Origin of the sequence: Streptomyces sp. NPDC051913, from assembly GCF_044593635.1 — a bacterium.
In the GTDB taxonomy this organism is placed as follows: domain Bacteria; phylum Actinomycetota; class Actinomycetes; order Streptomycetales; family Streptomycetaceae; genus Streptomyces.
The window spans coordinates 360,681-376,163 of record NZ_JBIUCI010000007.1; the positions used below are offsets into that span (position 1 = coordinate 360,681).

Below are 15,483 nucleotides of genomic sequence, written 5' to 3' on the forward strand. Positions count from 1 at the left end.
TGACCTGTACGAAACGTCCTGACTTGTTACGCCTGTCCGCGCACGCCCTTCGCCAGATCAGCGGCGAGCTCGCGGACGGCCTCGACGCCGGCCTTGTCGTCCGGCGCGTCCAGCATCCGCTTCACGAAGGCCGAGCCCACGATCACCCCGTCGGCGAAGCCGGCCACCTCGGCGGCCTGCGCTGCGTCGGAGACGCCGAGCCCGACACAGACCGGCAGGTCGCCGCCGGCGGCCCGGGTGCGCTCGACCAGGTTCTGCGCCTGCGCGCCGACCGACGCACGGGTGCCGGTGACGCCCATCAGCGAGGCGGCGTACACGAATCCGCTGCCCGCCGCGGTGATCCGGGCGAGCCGCTCGTCCTTGCTGCTCGGCGCCACGACGAAGACCGTCGCGAGACCGTGCTTCTCGGCGTGCTCCCTCCACAGCGCCGACTCCTGCACGGGCAGGTCGGGCAGGATGCACCCGGCGCCCCCCGCTTCGGCGAGCTCCGCCGTGAAGCGCTCGACGCCGTAGCGGTCGATCGGGTTCCAGTACGTCATCACGAGCACCGGCTTCCCGGTGGCCTCGTACGCCTCCTTCACCGTCCGCATGACATCGGCGATCTTGACGCCGCCGCGCAGGGCGATGTCGTCGGCGGTCTGGATGACGGGACCGTCGAGGACCGGGTCGCTGTGCGGCAGCCCCACCTCGACGACGTCGGCGCCGCCGTCGAAGACGGCCTTGATCGCCTCGATGCCGCCGTCCACGGTCGGGAACCCGGCCGGGAGGTAGGCGATGAGCGCGGAGCGGCCCTCGGCCTTGGCGGCCGCGAGGGTGTCGGTCAGCAGCTGGATGTTCCCGCTCACTTGGCGTCCCCCTCGATCTCGGCCAGGTCGGCGGCGTCGGCCGCGACCTCGGCGTCGGTGTCGTACAGGCCGAAGTAGCGCGCGGCCGTGTCCATGTCCTTGTCACCGCGCCCGGACAGGTTGACGATGATCAGCCCGTCCTTGCCCAGCTCCTTGCCGACCTCCAGGGCGCCGGCCAGCGCGTGGGCGCTCTCGATGGCCGGGATGATGCCCTCGGTGCGGGAGAGCAGACGCAGCGCCTGCATGGCCGCGTCGTCGGTGACCGCGCGGTACTCGCCGCGGCCGGAGTCCTTGAGGTAGGAGTGCTCGGGGCCGATGCCCGGGTAGTCCAGACCGGCGGAGATGGAGTACGGCTCGGTGATCTGGCCCTCCTCGTCCTGGAGGACGTAGGAGCGGGACCCGTGCAGGATGCCGGGCTCGCCCGCGGTCAGGGTGGCCGCGTGCTCACCGGTCTCCACGCCGTGCCCGGCGGGCTCGCAGCCGATGAGGCGTACGTCGGCGTCCGGGATGAAGGCGTGGAACAGACCGATGGCGTTGGAGCCGCCGCCGACACAGGCGATCGCCGCGTCGGGGAGCCGGCCGGTCCGCTCCAGGATCTGGCGGCGGGCCTCGACGCCGATGACGCGGTGGAAGTCGCGGACCATCGCCGGGAAGGGGTGCGGCCCGGCGACCGTGCCGAAGAGGTAGTGCGTGTGGTCGACGTTGGCGACCCAGTCGCGGAACGCCTCGTTGATCGCGTCCTTCAGCGTGCGGCTGCCGGACTTCACGGCGATGACCTCGGCGCCGAGCATGCGCATGCGGGCCACGTTGAGGGCCTGGCGCTGGGTGTCGATCTCGCCCATGTAGATCGTGCACTCGAGGCCGAACAGCGCGCAGGCGGTGGCGGTGGCCACGCCGTGCTGGCCGGCGCCGGTCTCGGCGATCACCCTCGTCTTGCCCATGCGCTTGGTGAGCAGGGCCTGGCCGAGCACGTTGTTGATCTTGTGCGAGCCGGTGTGGTTGAGGTCCTCCCGCTTGAGGAAGACGCGGGCGCCACCGGCGTGTTCGGCGAACCTCGGCACCTCGGTGAGGGAGCTGGGGCGGCCGGTGTAGTGGACCAGCAGGTCGTCGAGCTCGCGGGCGAACTCGGGGTCGTGCTTGGCCTTGTCGTACTCGACGGCGACCTCGTCCACGGCGGCGACGAGGGCCTCCGGGATGAACTTGCCGCCGAAGTCGCCGAAGTAGCCTTCGGCGCTCGGTACTTGACCCTCGGGGTCGGGGATGAAGAACTCGCTGGGCATGCGGAAACCTCACGGTGAGTTGGGGAAATACCTAATCGCCGTGGGGGCGGGGAATGTCAGTCGGCTGCGGGCCCGTCGTGGCTGGTCGCGCAGTTCCCCGCGCCCCTGAAGGGGCGCTGATGCCATCGCATGCCATTGACCTGACCCGGCTCGTCACCGATGACATACCGGACCCGGCGACCGTGCACCCTTCGCGCGGGCGCACGGCAACCACGCGGACGGCAGCCACGCGCGAGGCGTGCATAGCGGTCCGCGGTCGTCACGGTCATCAGGACGGTCATCGAGCCCAAGCCTAGCGAATGATCAACCGCGGCCGTGGCGCAGTGCGGGATGTGCGCCCGCCGCGACCAGGTCCGCGACCGCCGTCTTAGGGTCCTTGCCCGTGACCAGGGACTCGCCGACCAGGACCGCGTCGGCGCCGGCGTTGGCGTACGCGATGAGGTCGTGCGGGCCGCGGACACCGGACTCGGCGATCTTGACGATGCGGTCGGGGATCTCGGGGGCGACGCGCTCGAAGGTGCCGCGGTCGACCTCAAGGGTCTTGAGGTTGCGGGCGTTGACGCCGATGATCTTCGCGCCGGCGTCGACCGCGCGCTCGACCTCGTCCTCGTCGTGGACCTCGACGAGCGGGGTGAGTCCGATGGACACCGCGCGCTCGATGAGGGACTCCAGGGCGGGCTGCTCCAGGGCGGCCACGATCAGCAGCGCGAGATCGGCGCCGTAGGCCCGGGCCTCCCACAGCTGGTACGACGTGACGATGAAGTCCTTGCGCAGGACCGGGATGTCCACGCGCGCGCGGACGGCCTCCAGGTCGGCCAGCGAGCCGCCGAAGCGACGCTGTTCGGTGAGGACGGAGATGACGGCGGCGCCGCCCGCCTCGTAGTCGGCGGCGAGGCCCGCCGGGTCGGCGATCGCGGCCAGCGCGCCCTTGGAGGGGCTGGAGCGCTTGACCTCGCAGATGACCTTGACGCCGTCGCCGCGCAGAGCGGCCACGCCCTCCTTGGCCGCGGGAGCCTGCGCCGCGCGCTCCTTGAGCTCGTCGAGGCTGACGCGCGCCTGCCGCTCCGCGAGGTCGGCACGGACTCCGTCGATGATCTCGTCGAGCACACTCACGCGAGCGGCCCCCTTCCAGACGGTTGACAGTTCCAGCGACCGGTGAAAACAGGTGGTCACTGCGATGGTATCCGCAGGAGGGCGTAGCCCTCGCATCCGGTTGACGCCGGTCCCACTACCTGGACGTTCACCGATTGATCAAGGATGCAGCCAGCCACCGAACGGCAGGTTCCGGACAACCGTGAAGACCAGCAGCAACGTCCCCAGCGTCCACAGGTGGACCGGGCCGAGGTCGATCCGCAGGGGCCGTCCGCGCGCCGAGCGGACCACCCAGACGGTCCACAGCACGGCGAGGCCCAGATAGCCGAGAACGGCCGGGGCGTTGGCCTGGAGGGCCGTCAGGAGGTCACCGTGGACGAAGGCGTGCGCGCTGCGCAGTCCGCCGCAGCCGGGGCAGTACAGGCCGGTGTACCGCAACAGCGGACAGACGGGGTAGTGCCCTGGCTCGTTGGGGTCGACGGCCCCCACGTAGGCGAAGGCCCCGGCCACGGCCGCGAGGACGCCGGCGGGTACGGCCACCCGTCCCAGCACGGCCGTATGCGTCATCACCCTCTGGCTGTCGGCGTCCACGCCTCGCATTGTGCCCCCGCGCGGGCCCGGACGCGCGTGAGGGGCGGCCCCGGCACATCCGCCGGTCCGCCCCTCCACGAGGTACGTACGTGCTGCTCTCAGCCCTTGGCGCTCGCCGGCTCCGGCTGCGCGGCGAGGAGATCCTTGTGGGTGTCCTTCGGCTGGCCCATGCCCATCGCGCTCATGATCCAGCCGACGACGCCGCCGATGACCACGATCGCCATGCCGGCCCAGAAGCCCGCGGGCTGGGCCATCACCATGAAGGCGCCCGAGACGCAGAAACCGATGAAGGCGATCGTGACACCGGTCCAGGCGGCCGGGGTGTGACCGTGGCTGCTGCCCGCCATGACTTGCTCCTCGTTGCTGTAAACGTGTCTGAGCCGGACGCTCGGGATCCATTGTTCCGCACGGGTGCGGAAGAGGGACGCAGGGGTGGCCCTAGCGCGTCAGTACCGGTGAGTGGAGCTACCCGGGGACGCGGGGAACCGCGCGACAAGCCCCCACCGGCCCGCGACCAGGAACCTACGCCCCCGTCGGATCCTCGCCCCGGTCCAACGCCTTCCACATCTCCTCGGGCCGCTCGGGATCGACGGCCTTCGCCCGCCGAACCGCCCGCGGCTCTCCGTTCCGCTCATACCGCCCGGACATCGCGGGCCACAGCCGGCCGTACCGCAGCGCCAACAACCCGGCCAGCAGAATCAACGCCCCGCCGGCCACGGCGAGGTACGGCCACGCGGTGTGGCTGAGGCCGTCGACCGTCGCCGCCGCGTCGCCGGACGCGGACGCGGCCTGGTCATCGAGCGCGGAGCTGTCGGACGCTCCGAGGAGCGCCGAGACGACGATGCCGACACCGGAGAGCGCGAGCAGCGCGGCGACCGCGAAGCGGCCGACCTTGCGGACGGCGAAGACGGCGACGAGCGCGGCGAGGCCCACTATGGCGAGGGCCGCGGGGACGCCCGTGACGTCGCTGCCCTTGGCGGTCAGCGGGAAGTCGCCGCCGGCCACCGTGGCGGTGCCCGACGACCACTGCTGGCGGGTGGCGAGCAGCGCCACGGCCGCGCCGAGGGCGCCGGCCAGCAGGGCCACGGCGAGGCTGAGGCGGTCGGCCCTGGCGGGTCCTGCGGCTTCGGAACGGGGGTGAGGAACAGCAGTCACGTACTCCACTATCGCCCGAACCCCGGGCGAACCGTCACCCGGGGTTCGTATGAGCCTCGTCCTACTTTCCGGACGAGCACCGTCCGGACTCGCTCTGTCGCCCGAGCCGGTTGGCGGTGTGCACCGCGCGCAGCACCGCCGCCGCCTTGTTGCGGCACTCCTGGTCCTCGGCGACCGGGTCGGAGTCGGCGACGACCCCGGCGCCCGCCTGGACGTACGCCGTACCGTCCCTGAGCAGGGCCGTTCGGATGGCGATGGCCGTGTCGGAGTCGCCCGCGAAGTCGAGGTAGCCGACGCAACCGCCGTACAGACCGCGCCGGGACGGCTCCAGTTCGTCGATGATCTGCATCGCGCGGGGCTTCGGCGCGCCGGAGAGGGTGCCGGCCGGGAAGCAGGCGGTGAGGACGTCGAAGGCGGTACGGCCCTCCGCCACCTTTCCGGTGACCGTCGAGACGATGTGCATCACGTGCGAGTACCGCTCGATGGACATGAAGTCGACGACCTCGACCGAGCCCGGTTCGCAGACCCGCCCCAGGTCGTTGCGGCCGAGGTCGACCAGCATGAGGTGCTCGGCGCGCTCCTTGGGGTCGGCGAGCAGTTCGTCGGCGAGGGCCTGGTCCTCCTGCGGGGTGGCCCCGCGCCAGCGGGTGCCGGCGATGGGGTGGACCATGGCCCGCCCGTCCTCGACCTTGACGAGGGCTTCGGGGGACGAGCCGACGACGTCGAAGCCGTCGAAGCGGAACAGGTACATGTACGGGGAGGGGTTGGTCGCCCGCAGGACCCGGTAGACGTCCAACGCGCTGGCCGTGCACGGCGTTTCGAAGCGCTGGGAGGGGACGACCTGGAAGGCCTCGCCCGCGCGGATGCGCTCCTTGACGTCCTCGACGGCGGCCTGGAAGTCCTCGCCGCCCCACAGGGCGGTGTACTCGGGGAGTTCGGAGGGCGGCAGTACGGCGGGCGGCTGGGCCACCGCGCGGGAGAGATCCGCCTGCATGGCGTCCAGGCGCGCCACCGCGTCGGCGTAGGCCTCGTCGACGCCGGTGTCGAGGTCGTTGTGGTTGATCGCGTTGGCGATCAGCAGGACCGAGCCCTCCCAGTGGTCCATCACGGCGAGGTCGCTGGTGAGGAGCATGGTCAGCTCGGGCAGCTGGAGGTCGTCGCGCTCGCCGGGGCCGATCTTCTCCAGGCGGCGGACGATGTCGTAGCCCAGGTAGCCGACCATGCCGCCGGTGAAGGGCGGCATGCCTTCCTGGTGCGGGGTGTGCAGGGCCTCGATGGTGGCGCGCAGGGCGGCGAGCGGGTCGCCGTCGACGGGGACGCCGACCGGCGGGGCACCGAGCCAGTGGGCCTGGCCGTCGCGCGCGGTGAGCGTCGCGGAGGAGCGGACGCCGACGAAGGAGTAGCGGGACCAGGAGCGGCCGTTCTCGGCGGACTCCAGCAGGAAGGTGCCGGGGCGCTCGGCGGCGAGCTTGCGGTAGAGCGCGACCGGGGTGTCGCCGTCGGCGAGGAGCTTGCGCGTGACCGGGATGACGCGCCGGTCGGTGGCGAGCTTGCGGAAGGTCTCGAGGTCCATGGCGGCTGACCTTACTGATCCGAGGCGGGCGAGCCGGAATCGGCGCCGCCCTGGTCCGGGCCGTCGCCGTCCTTGAGGAGCACGTCGACGTCGAAGCAGGTGCGCGCGCCGGTGTGGCAGGCGGCGCCGACCTGGTCCACCTTGACCAGCACGGTGTCGGCGTCGCAGTCCAGCGCGACCGACCTGACCCACTGGAAGTGGCCGGAGGTGTCGCCCTTGACCCAGTACTCCTGGCGGCTGCGCGACCAGTAGGTGCAGCGGCCGGTGGTCAGCGTGCGATGCAGCGCCTCGTCGTCCATCCAGCCGAGCATCAGCACCTCACCGGTGTCGTACTGCTGGGCGATGGCGGGGACGAGCCCGTCGGGGCTGCGCTTGAGACGCGCGGCGATCTCGGGGTCGAGGCTGCTGGGCCGGGGGTCTCCGGTCGTGCTGGTCATGGGTGCCATTGTGCCGCGCCGCACTGACAGTGACGGCGTGGTGTCCACTGTGCGGACCCCCGGGCCGGTCGTAGGCTGACGGCATGTCGACTTTCGCCAAGCGTGAACGACTTCTGCTCGCCGATCTCCTGGAAACCGCCGGTCCCGAGGCACCGACCCTGTGCGAGGGCTGGCGGACCCGGGACCTCGCCGCGCACGTGGTGGTGCGCGAGCGCCGCCCCGACGCCTCGGCCGGCCTCCTCATCAAGCAGCTCTCCGCCCGCCTGGACAAGGCGATGGAGGAGTTCGCTGCCAAGCCGTACGAGGAGCTGATCCAGCTGATCCGTACCGGCCCGCCGCGCTTCTCGCCGTTCCAGCTCAAGCAGCTCGACGAGGCGTCCAACACGATCGAGTTCTACGTCCACACCGAGGACGTCCGCCGGGCCCAGGAGGACTGGACGCCCCGCGAGCTCGACCCCGTCTTCCAGGACGCCCTGTGGTCCCGTCTGGAGCGCACCGCCCGGCTGATGGGCCGCGGCGTCCCGACCGGTCTGGTGCTGCGCCGCCCCGACGGCCAGACTGCGGTCGCCCACCGGGGCACGCCCGTCGTGACGGTGACGGGCGAGCCGTCGGAACTGCTGCTGTTCCTCTACGGCCGCCAGAGCGCCGCCAAGGTGGACCTGGACGGCGACAAGGACGCCATCACGAAGCTGCACGAGGGCAAGCAGCTGGGGATCTGACCGCCGACTCCGGCTACTTCGGCAGCTCGGCGCGGCGCAGGTCCCGTACGCACAGGGCCACGAACCCGCCGAGCCCGCACACCGCCGCGCTGACGACGAACACCGGGCCCGTGCCCCACGCCCCGACGGCCGCGGCGGACAGCGGCATGCTCAGCGGTGCGAAGCCCAGGCTGACCAGGCCGGCGACGGCGCTGACGCGGCCCAGATAGGCGGCGTCGGCCTGGGTCTGGAGCAGGGCGCCGCACATCGCGCCGCTGAGCCCGGCGAGCAGCCCGACCAGCAGGGCGGTACCGACGGCGGCGACCAGACTCGGCGCGAAGGCCAGCGCCCCGATCGCGACGGAGCCCGCGAGGATGGCGTACGCCGCGACCTGCCCGGCGTGCGGCAGCCGCCCGCGGACCGTCAGCAGCAGCGAGGCCAGCCCGGCGCCGACGCCGAACCCGGCGAGCACCGCCCCCATGCCGGAGGCGCCCCAGCCGCGTTCGTCGGCGAGCAGGGTCAGACCGACGTTGAGCGGGCCGACGAAACCGAGGTCGCCGAGGGCGATGGCCAGCATCAGCGGGGCGAGGACACGGTGTCGGCGGATGTAGCGCAGGCCGCTCACCAGGTCGCTCCAGGCGGTGCCGCGAGGGGCGTCACCGGACGTGTCGTCGGCGGGGAGCTCCCCCATGCGCACGCTGACCAGCAGCGGCACCGACACCGCGATCAGCAGCCCGGCGAGCCCGAAGGCGGCCGCCGCCCCGCCCACCGCCACCCCGAGGCCGCCCAGCGGTCCGCCGACCACGCTCGCGAATCGGATCGCGAGCCCCCGCATGCCCTGCACGCGCGCGAGCTGGTCGCGTGACGTCACGCGCGCGGGGAGGGCACCCACGGCCGGCATGAACACGGCGTCGACGGTGCCGAAGACGAACGCCAGCGCGGCCAGCGGCCACAGCCCGGGGTTGGTGAGGAACAACAGCGCCGCCACCGCGAGGACGGCCGCGCAGCGCACGATGTCGCTGCCGATGACGACCCGGCGCGGTCCGAGCCGGTCGGCGATGACTCCCCCGCCCAGCATCAGCACCGCCCGCGGCAGCGCGCTCACGGACATCACGACACCGGCCTGCGAAGGACTGCCCGCCTGTACGGCGGCCCAGGACAGGGCGATGTAGTACACGCTGTCGCCGACCATCGAGGAGGTGTAGGCGGCGAGCCAGCGCAGGACGTTGCCGTCGCGGTGGGCGGGGCGGGAGGTGACGTCCGTCGGGGCTATGAGCGTGGCGGTCATCGGCGGGGTCCTCTCGGGACGTCTCAGGCGCGGAACGGAAAGGTGTACGTGTGCACCGCGACGTTCTCGCGGCCCTCGGTGTCACCGGCGGCGTCGGCGACCCGGCCCAGCTCGTCGTACTTGTGGAGCAGCGCGAGCAGTTCCTTGTTCAGTTCGGCCGTCTCCTCCACCGTCAGGCGGACCGCCGACTCGGTGGACGTGGCCGTCCGGTTCCACTCGGGGTTCCAGGTGGACCGTTCGTCGAGCCAGCGGCGGTACATGTCGATGCGCTGGTCGGCGAAGATCCTGGTGGCCGCCGCGTGTGCGGCCGCTACCTGGGGGGCGTCCTGGAAGTCCTCGTCGCGGATGCTGACGCCCTCGGAGGCCGGCTGCCACCACCGCTCCCGGCCGTCCGCGCTCTGCGGTTCGGCCTCCTCGATCAGCCCGTGCTCGGCGAGCTTGCGCAGGTGGTAGCTGACCAGAGAGACGGCCTCGTCGACCGCCTCGGCCAACTGTGAGGCGGTGGCGACACGGGCCAGGGTCAGGTTCCGGTACAGCCGCATCCGCAGCGGGTGGGCGAGCGCCTTGAGCGTGCCCACGTCTGTGATCCTGCGGTCTCTCTCCTTGCCTGTCATATGTCTCACCGTAGATACGAAAGAAAAGTTGCGCAATAGATTTTGCGCAACTTCCCTTTCGTATCTGCCCACAAGTAAGCCCCGACCACCGGATGGGCGGGGCTTACTTCAACCCTTGAGGACCGTCACCGCACCGGGTGCCCGGCCCCTCGCAGCGCGTCCTTCACCTCACCGATCCGCAGATCACCGAAGTGGAACACCGAGGCGGCAAGCACCGCGTCCGCTCCCGACTCGATCGCCGGGGCGAAGTCGGCCAGCTTGCCGGCGCCGCCCGAGGCGATCACCGGAACCGTCACGTGCTTGCGGACGGCGGCGATCATCTCCAGGTCGTAGCCGTCCTTCGTCCCGTCCGCGTCCATCGAGTTGAGCAGGATCTCGCCCGCCCCCAGCTCGGCGGCCCGGTGCGCCCACTCGACGGCGTCGATGCCGGTGCCCTTGCGGCCACCGTGGGTGGTGACCTCGAAGGTGCCTTCGGGAGTACGCCGCGCGTCCACCGACAGCACCAGCACCTGCCGCCCGAACCGCTCGGCGATCTCGCGGATGAGATCCGGGCGCGCGATGGCGGCGGTGTTCACGCCGACCTTGTCCGCGCCGGCCCGCAGCAGCTTGTCCACGTCCTCGGCGGTCCGCACGCCACCGCCGACGGTGAGCGGGATGAAGACCTGCTCGGCCGTGCGGCGCACGACGTCGTACGTCGTCTCGCGGTTGCCGGACGACGCGGTGATGTCCAGGAACGTCAGCTCGTCGGCGCCCTCGGCGTCGTACACCTTGGCCATCTCGACGGGGTCGCCCGCGTCGCGCAGGTTCTGGAAGTTGACGCCCTTGACGACCCGGCCGTTGTCCACGTCCAGGCAGGGGATGACTCGGACCGCCAGGGTCATGAGTTCACGGCTCCTCTGAATGCCTCTACTTCGACTTCGACCAGGATGCGCGGGTCGACGAAGCCCTCCACGACGAGAAGGGTCGAGACCGGGCGCACCGCGTCGAAGAGCTCCTTGTGCGCGCGGCCCACGTCGTCCACGTCCCGCGCATGGGTCAGGTACATCCGCGTACGGATCACGGACTCGACGCCGAGGCCGAACTCGCCGATGGCCTCGATCGCCGCGGTGAAGGCGACCTTGGCCTGCTCGTAGGGATCGCCCTCGCCGTACAGCACGGAGCCCTTGAAGGACGTCGTGCCGCCGACCAGCACCCGGTCGCCCGCCGCGACGGCGCGTGCGAAACCGAAGGACTCTTCCCAGGGGCTCCCGCTCTGCACCCGCCGTACGGCCTCACTCATCGCGCCACGACCTCCAGGGCCTCTTCCAGCGTGAACGCGTTCGCGTACAGGGCCTTCCCGACGATGGAGCCCTCGACTCCGAGGGGTACCAGCTCGGCGATGGCGCGGAGGTCGTCCAGCGACGACACGCCGCCGGAGGCCACGACCGGCCGGTCGGTGGCCGCGCAGACGTTGCGCAGCAGCTCCAGGTTGGGGCCCTGGAGGGTGCCGTCCTTGGCGATGTCGGTGACGACGTACCGGGCGCAGCCCTCCTTGTCGAGCCGCTCCAGCGCTTCGTAGAGGTCGCCGCCCTCGCTGGTCCAGCCGCGGCCCTTGAGCGTCGTACCGCGCACGTCCAGGCCGACCGCGATCTTGTCACCGTGCTCGGCGATGACCTTGGCGACCCACTCGGGGGTCTCCAGGGCGGCCGTGCCGAGGTTGACGCGGGTGCAGCCGGTGGCGAGGGCCGCCGCCAGGGAGGCGTCGTCCCGGATGCCGCCGGACAGCTCGACCTTGATGTCCATGGCCTCGGTGACCTGACGGACCAGGGCGCGGTTGTCGCCGGTGCCGAAGGCGGCGTCCAGGTCGACCAGGTGGAGCCACTCGGCGCCCGCCGCCTGCCAGGCGAGGGCGGCCTCGAGCGGGGAGCCGTAGGAGGTCTCCGTGCCGGACTCGCCGTGCACGAGGCGCACGGCCTGGCCGTCCCGGACGTCGACGGCGGGGAGAAGTTCGAGCTTGGGAGCCATCAGAGGGTTCCGATCCAGTTGTTCAGCAGCTGCGCTCCGGCGTCGCCGGACTTCTCGGGGTGGAACTGGGTGGCCCACAGGGCGCCGTTCTCCACGGCGGCCACGAAGGGCTTGCCGTGCGTCGACCAGGTGACCAGGGGGGCCTTCATCGCCGGGTTCGTGATCTCCAGGGACCAGTCGTGGACGGCGTAGGAGTGCACGAAGTAGAAGCGCGCGTCCGCGTCCAGGCCGGCGAACAGCTGGGAGTCGGCCGGCCGGTCCACGGTGTTCCAGCCCATGTGGGGCACGATGTCGGCCTGCAACGGCTCGACCGAGCCGGGCCACTCGTCGAGGCCCTCGGTCTCCACGCCGTGCTCGATGCCGCGCGCGAAGAGGATCTGCATACCGACGCAGATGCCCATGACCGGGCGCCCGCCGGACAGCCGGCGGTCGATGATCCAGTCGCCGCGCGCCTCCTTGAGGCCCTTCATGCAGGCCTCGAAGGCGCCGACGCCCGGCACCAGCAGGCCGTCGGCGTTCATGGCCTTGTCGAAGTCACGCGTTATCTCGACGTCGGCCCCGGTGCGCGCGAGGGCGCGCTCGGCGGAGCGGACGTTTCCGAAGCCGTAGTCGAAGACGACGACCTTCTTGCCTCCGGCAGCGCTCAACTCCACACCTCCAGCCTCATGACACCGGCGACGAGACACATCGCGGCGGCGACGGAGAGCAGCACGATGAGCTGCTTCGGCATCTCCTGCTTGGCGAAGGAGATGATGCCGCCGACCAGGAAGAGGCCGACGACGATCAGGACGGTGGACAGCCCGTTCACAGCGCGCCCTTCGTGGAGGGGAGGATGCCGGCCGCGCGCGGGTCCCGCTCGGACGCGTACCGCAGCGCCCGCGCGAGTGCCTTGAACTGGCACTCCACGATGTGGTGCGCGTTGCGCCCGTAGGGCACGTGCACGTGCAGGGCGATCTGGGCCTGGGCGACGAAGGACTCCAGGATGTGCCGGGTCATCGTGGTGTCGTACTCGCCGATCATCGGCGCCATCTTCTCGGGCTCGGTGTGCACGAGGTACGGGCGGCCGCTCAGGTCCACCGTCACCTGGGCGAGGGACTCGTCCAGGGGAACCGTGCAGTTCCCGAACCGGTAGATCCCCACCTTGTCGCCGAGCGCCTGCTTGAAGGCGGCGCCGAGGGCGAGGGCGGTGTCCTCGATGGTGTGGTGCGAGTCGATGTGCAGGTCGCCCTCGGTCTTCACGGTCAGGTCGAACAGACCGTGCCGGCCGAGCTGGTCGAGCATGTGGTCGTAGAAACCGACACCGGTCGACACATCGACCTTGCCGGACCCGTCGAGATCGATCTCGACGAGCACGGAGGTCTCCTTCGTGACTCGCTCCACGCGTCCCACGCGGCTCATGCGTTCAGCTCCTTCTTCACTTCACGGACCGCGTCGAGGAACGCGTCGTTCTCTTCGGGGGTTCCGGCGGACACCCGCAGCCACCCCGGAATGCCGTTGTCCCGGACCAGGACACCCCGGTCGAGGATCTTCTGCCAGGCGACGTGGGAATCGTCGAAGAGGCCGAACTGAACGAAGTTCGCGTCGGACTCCACGACCTCGTACCCGGTCGCCCGCAACTCGCTGACCAGCCGGTCCCGCTCGGCCTTCAACTGCTCGACGTACTTCAGCAGCGTGTCGGTGTGCTCCAGGGCGGCCAGGGCGGTCGCCTGGGTGACGGCCGACAGGTGGTAGGGCAGCCGTACGAGCTGTACGGCGTCCACGACCGCCGGGTGCGCGGCGAGGTAGCCGAGGCGCAGGCCCGCCGCGCCGAAGGCCTTCGACATGGTCCGCGAGACGACCAGCTGAGGCCGGCCCTCGATGAGCGGCAGCAGCGAGTCGCCGTGGCTGAACTCGATGTACGCCTCGTCGACCACGACCATCGACGGCTTCGCCGCCTGCGCGGCCTCGTACAGCGCGAGGACCGTCTCGGGCGGGACCGCGTTGCCGGTCGGGTTGTTGGGGGTGGTGATGAAGACGACGTCCGGCTTGTGCGCGGCGATGGCCTTCTCGGCCGCCGCGAGGTCGATCGTGAAGTCCTCGTTGCGCGGACCGGAGATCCAGCCCGTGCCGGTCCCGCGCGCGATGAGACCGTGCATCGAGTACGACGGCTCGAAGCCGATCGCCGTCCGGCCGGGGCCGCCGAAGGTCTGGAGCAGCTGCTGGATGACCTCGTTGGAGCCGTTGGCGGCCCACACGTTGGCCAGGCCCACCTGGTGACCGGACGTGTCCGTCAGGTACTTGGCGAGCTGGGTGCGCAGCTCGACCGCGTCCCGGTCCGGGTAGCGGTTGAGGTCGCGGGCGGCCTCACGGACCCGCTCGGCGATGCGCTCGACCAGCGGCTCGGGCAGCTGATACGGGTTCTCGTTGGTGTTCAGCCGTACCGGCACGTCCAACTGGGGCGCGCCGTAGGGGGACTTGCCGCGCAGCTCGTCCCGTACGGGGAGATCGTCGATTCCGAAGCTCACTTGCTCTCAGGCACCTTCCAACCGAACCTTGCCTTGATCGCCGCGCCGTGCGCGGGCAGGTCCTCCGCCTCCGCCAGCGTGACCACGTGGTGCGCCACGTCCGCGAGCGCGTCCTTCGTGTAGTCGACGATGTGGATGCCGCGCAGGAAGGACTGGACGGAGAGCCCGGAGGAGTGGCAGGCGCACCCGCCGGTGGGCAGCACGTGGTTGGACCCGGCGGCGTAGTCGCCGAGCGACACGGGCGCCCAGGGGCCGATGAAGATCGCGCCGGCGTTGGTCACCCGCTCGGCGAGCGCGGTGGCGTCGGCCGTCTGGATCTCCAGGTGCTCGGCGCCGTACGCGTTGACGACCCGCAGGCCCTCCTCGACGCCGTCGACGAGGACGATCGCGGACTGCTTGCCCGCGAGGGCGGGGGCGATCCGGTCCTCGATGTGCTTGCTGGCCGCGACCTGCGGGGCCAGCTCCTTCTCCACCGCGTCCGCCAGCTCGACGGAGTCGGTGACCAGGACGGCGGCGGCCAGCGGGTCGTGCTCGGCCTGGCTGATCAGGTCGGACGCCACGTGCACCGGGTCGGCGGTGGCGTCCGCGAGGACCGCGATCTCGGTCGGGCCGGCCTCCGCGTCGATGCCGATCTTGCCGGTGAAGTAGCGCTTGGCGGCGGCGACCCAGATGTTGCCGGGGCCGGTGACCATGTTGGCGGGCGGGCAGGACTCGGTGCCGTACGCGAACATCGCGACGGCGGTGGCGCCACCGGCCGCGTACACCTCGTCGACGCCGAGCAGCGCGCACGCGGCGAGGATCGTCGGGTGCGGCAGGCCGTCGAACTCGGCCTGGGCGGGCGAGGCGAGGGCGACGGAGGCGACACCGGCCTCCTGGGCGGGCACCACGTTCATGATCACGGAGGACGGGTAGACCGACCGGCCGCCCGGCGCGTAGAGCCCGACGCGGTCGACGGGCACCCACTTCTCGGTGACGGAACCACCGGGCACGACCTGGGTCGTGTGGGTGCTGCGGCGCTGGGCGCGGTGGACGAGCCGGGCGCGGCGGATGGACTCCTCCAGGGCCGCGCGCACGGCCGGGTCGAGTTCCGCGAGGGCCTTGTCCAGCGCCTCCGCCGGCACCCGTACGGATTCCAGGCGCACCCCGTCGAACTTCTCCGCGAAGTCGATCAGCGCCGCGTCGCCCCGATGATGCACGGCCTCGCAGATCGGACGCACCTTCTCCAGGGCGGCCTGAACGTCGAAGTCGGCTCGGGGCAGCAGGTCGCGCAGGGCGGGACCCTCGGGGAGGGCGTCGCCGCGCAGATCGATTCGGGAGATCACGGGGTCAATTCTCTCAGACCACGGTTCGGCGTCGTTCGGGCATTCCAGTGGCTGATACGCAACCCGGAAGATCGCCTTCA

20 protein-coding genes are annotated in these 15,483 nt (G+C 71.3%); 1 reads left to right on the top strand and 19 read right to left on the bottom strand.

The window, feature by feature from the left end:
• Positions 1-26: 26 nt before the first annotated feature.
• From trpA to hisI, 9 genes are all read right to left on the bottom strand, one after another.
• The gene (trpA, locus tag ACIHIX_RS23515) at positions 27-845 is read right to left on the bottom strand and encodes a tryptophan synthase subunit alpha (protein WP_399959194.1); all 819 of its coding nucleotides are present in this window, start codon (positions 843-845) and stop codon (positions 27-29) included.
• Positions 842-2,125: a tryptophan synthase subunit beta gene (trpB, locus tag ACIHIX_RS23520; protein WP_399959196.1), complete on the bottom strand. Its 1,284-nt coding sequence runs from the start codon at positions 2,123-2,125 to the stop codon at positions 842-844. The genes trpA and trpB overlap by 4 nt, the downstream gene beginning before the upstream one ends.
• A 56-nt stretch (positions 2,126-2,181) precedes the next feature.
• Complete coding sequence (gene trpM / locus ACIHIX_RS23525) at positions 2,182-2,406, bottom strand: tryptophan biosynthesis modulator TrpM (RefSeq protein WP_399959198.1); 225 nt, start codon at positions 2,404-2,406, stop codon at positions 2,182-2,184.
• Between the two features lie 22 nt (positions 2,407-2,428).
• Entirely contained in the window at positions 2,429-3,238 is an 810-nt protein-coding gene (gene trpC, locus ACIHIX_RS23530) for an indole-3-glycerol phosphate synthase TrpC (RefSeq protein WP_399959200.1), read from the bottom strand.
• 138 nt (positions 3,239-3,376) lie between these two features.
• Complete coding sequence (locus ACIHIX_RS23535; RefSeq protein WP_399959202.1) at positions 3,377-3,817, bottom strand: DUF2752 domain-containing protein; 441 nt, start codon at positions 3,815-3,817, stop codon at positions 3,377-3,379.
• Positions 3,818-3,906: 89 nt separating this feature from the next.
• Positions 3,907-4,155, bottom strand: coding sequence for an HGxxPAAW family protein (locus ACIHIX_RS23540; RefSeq protein ID WP_399959203.1), 249 nt, complete (start codon positions 4,153-4,155; stop codon positions 3,907-3,909).
• A 175-nt stretch (positions 4,156-4,330) separates the two neighbouring features.
• The gene (locus ACIHIX_RS23545; RefSeq protein ID WP_399959205.1) at positions 4,331-4,972 is read right to left on the bottom strand and encodes a TIGR02234 family membrane protein; all 642 of its coding nucleotides are present in this window, start codon (positions 4,970-4,972) and stop codon (positions 4,331-4,333) included.
• Positions 4,973-5,024: 52 nt separating this feature from the next.
• On the bottom strand, positions 5,025-6,536 hold the full coding sequence (locus ACIHIX_RS23550) for an anthranilate synthase component I (RefSeq protein ID WP_399959207.1): 1,512 nt from the start codon (positions 6,534-6,536) through the stop codon (positions 5,025-5,027).
• Positions 6,537-6,547: 11 nt separating this feature from the next.
• A complete protein-coding gene (hisI, locus tag ACIHIX_RS23555; protein ID WP_399959209.1) occupies positions 6,548-6,973 on the bottom strand; it encodes a phosphoribosyl-AMP cyclohydrolase in 426 nt (141 codons plus the stop codon).
• 83 nt (positions 6,974-7,056) lie between these two features.
• Between hisI and ACIHIX_RS23560 the strand changes: the two genes are divergently transcribed.
• On the top strand, positions 7,057-7,692 hold the full coding sequence (locus tag ACIHIX_RS23560) for a TIGR03085 family metal-binding protein (RefSeq protein WP_399959210.1): 636 nt from the start codon (positions 7,057-7,059) through the stop codon (positions 7,690-7,692).
• Between the two features lie 13 nt (positions 7,693-7,705).
• Here ACIHIX_RS23560 and ACIHIX_RS23565 read toward each other — a convergent pair whose 3' ends face one another.
• The 10 genes from ACIHIX_RS23565 to hisD all read right to left on the bottom strand — a co-directional run bounded on the left by ACIHIX_RS23565 (position 7,706) and on the right by hisD (position 15,403).
• Positions 7,706-8,959, bottom strand: coding sequence for an MFS transporter (locus ACIHIX_RS23565; RefSeq protein WP_399959212.1), 1,254 nt, complete (start codon positions 8,957-8,959; stop codon positions 7,706-7,708).
• 23 nt (positions 8,960-8,982) lie between these two features.
• A complete protein-coding gene (locus ACIHIX_RS23570) occupies positions 8,983-9,573 on the bottom strand; it encodes an ArsR/SmtB family transcription factor (protein WP_399959213.1) in 591 nt (196 codons plus the stop codon).
• A gap of 125 nt (positions 9,574-9,698) precedes the next feature.
• Positions 9,699-10,454: an imidazole glycerol phosphate synthase subunit HisF gene (gene hisF, locus ACIHIX_RS23575; RefSeq protein WP_194080134.1), complete on the bottom strand. Its 756-nt coding sequence runs from the start codon at positions 10,452-10,454 to the stop codon at positions 9,699-9,701.
• Positions 10,451-10,852: a RidA family protein gene (locus ACIHIX_RS23580; protein WP_399959215.1), complete on the bottom strand. Its 402-nt coding sequence runs from the start codon at positions 10,850-10,852 to the stop codon at positions 10,451-10,453. The genes hisF and ACIHIX_RS23580 overlap by 4 nt, the downstream gene beginning before the upstream one ends.
• Positions 10,849-11,577: a bifunctional 1-(5-phosphoribosyl)-5-((5-phosphoribosylamino)methylideneamino)imidazole-4-carboxamide isomerase/phosphoribosylanthranilate isomerase PriA gene (gene priA, locus ACIHIX_RS23585; RefSeq protein WP_399959217.1), complete on the bottom strand. Its 729-nt coding sequence runs from the start codon at positions 11,575-11,577 to the stop codon at positions 10,849-10,851. The genes ACIHIX_RS23580 and priA overlap by 4 nt, the downstream gene beginning before the upstream one ends.
• Positions 11,577-12,230: an imidazole glycerol phosphate synthase subunit HisH gene (gene hisH / locus ACIHIX_RS23590; protein WP_399959219.1), complete on the bottom strand. Its 654-nt coding sequence runs from the start codon at positions 12,228-12,230 to the stop codon at positions 11,577-11,579. The genes priA and hisH overlap by 1 nt, the downstream gene beginning before the upstream one ends.
• Positions 12,221-12,385, bottom strand: coding sequence for a hypothetical protein (locus tag ACIHIX_RS23595; RefSeq protein WP_399959221.1), 165 nt, complete (start codon positions 12,383-12,385; stop codon positions 12,221-12,223). Before ACIHIX_RS23595 ends, hisH begins: the two co-directional genes overlap by 10 nt.
• Positions 12,382-12,975 (bottom strand): imidazoleglycerol-phosphate dehydratase HisB, encoded by a 594-nt coding sequence (hisB, locus tag ACIHIX_RS23600; protein WP_020137489.1) that lies wholly within the window; start codon positions 12,973-12,975, stop codon positions 12,382-12,384. The genes ACIHIX_RS23595 and hisB overlap by 4 nt, the downstream gene beginning before the upstream one ends.
• Positions 12,972-14,081 (bottom strand): histidinol-phosphate transaminase, encoded by a 1,110-nt coding sequence (locus tag ACIHIX_RS23605; RefSeq protein WP_399959223.1) that lies wholly within the window; start codon positions 14,079-14,081, stop codon positions 12,972-12,974. Before ACIHIX_RS23605 ends, hisB begins: the two co-directional genes overlap by 4 nt.
• The gene (hisD, locus tag ACIHIX_RS23610) at positions 14,078-15,403 is read right to left on the bottom strand and encodes a histidinol dehydrogenase (protein WP_399959225.1); all 1,326 of its coding nucleotides are present in this window, start codon (positions 15,401-15,403) and stop codon (positions 14,078-14,080) included. The genes ACIHIX_RS23605 and hisD overlap by 4 nt, the downstream gene beginning before the upstream one ends.
• Between the last annotated feature and the right edge of the window lie 80 nt (positions 15,404-15,483).

What these genes read in the sequence shown, in the direction of transcription:
- trpB (WP_399959196.1), bottom strand. Translation starts at nt 2,125, where the DNA reads ATGCCCAGCGAGTTCTTCATCCCCGACCCCGAGGGTCAAGTACCGAGC.
- trpM (WP_399959198.1), bottom strand. Translation starts at nt 2,406, where the DNA reads ATGACCGTCCTGATGACCGTGACGACCGCGGACCGCTATGCACGCCTC.
- ACIHIX_RS23535 (WP_399959202.1), bottom strand. Translation starts at nt 3,817, where the DNA reads ATGCGAGGCGTGGACGCCGACAGCCAGAGGGTGATGACGCATACGGCC.
- ACIHIX_RS23540 (WP_399959203.1), bottom strand. Translation starts at nt 4,155, where the DNA reads ATGGCGGGCAGCAGCCACGGTCACACCCCGGCCGCCTGGACCGGTGTC.
- ACIHIX_RS23550 (WP_399959207.1), bottom strand. Translation starts at nt 6,536, where the DNA reads ATGGACCTCGAGACCTTCCGCAAGCTCGCCACCGACCGGCGCGTCATC.
- hisI (WP_399959209.1), bottom strand. Translation starts at nt 6,973, where the DNA reads ATGACCAGCACGACCGGAGACCCCCGGCCCAGCAGCCTCGACCCCGAG.
- ACIHIX_RS23560 (WP_399959210.1), top strand. Translation starts at nt 7,057, where the DNA reads ATGTCGACTTTCGCCAAGCGTGAACGACTTCTGCTCGCCGATCTCCTG.
- ACIHIX_RS23565 (WP_399959212.1), bottom strand. Translation starts at nt 8,959, where the DNA reads ATGACCGCCACGCTCATAGCCCCGACGGACGTCACCTCCCGCCCCGCC.
- ACIHIX_RS23570 (WP_399959213.1), bottom strand. Translation starts at nt 9,573, where the DNA reads ATGACAGGCAAGGAGAGAGACCGCAGGATCACAGACGTGGGCACGCTC.
- hisF (WP_194080134.1), bottom strand. Translation starts at nt 10,454, where the DNA reads ATGACCCTGGCGGTCCGAGTCATCCCCTGCCTGGACGTGGACAACGGC.
- ACIHIX_RS23580 (WP_399959215.1), bottom strand. Translation starts at nt 10,852, where the DNA reads ATGAGTGAGGCCGTACGGCGGGTGCAGAGCGGGAGCCCCTGGGAAGAG.
- priA (WP_399959217.1), bottom strand. Translation starts at nt 11,577, where the DNA reads ATGGCTCCCAAGCTCGAACTTCTCCCCGCCGTCGACGTCCGGGACGGC.
- hisB (WP_020137489.1), bottom strand. Translation starts at nt 12,975, where the DNA reads ATGAGCCGCGTGGGACGCGTGGAGCGAGTCACGAAGGAGACCTCCGTG.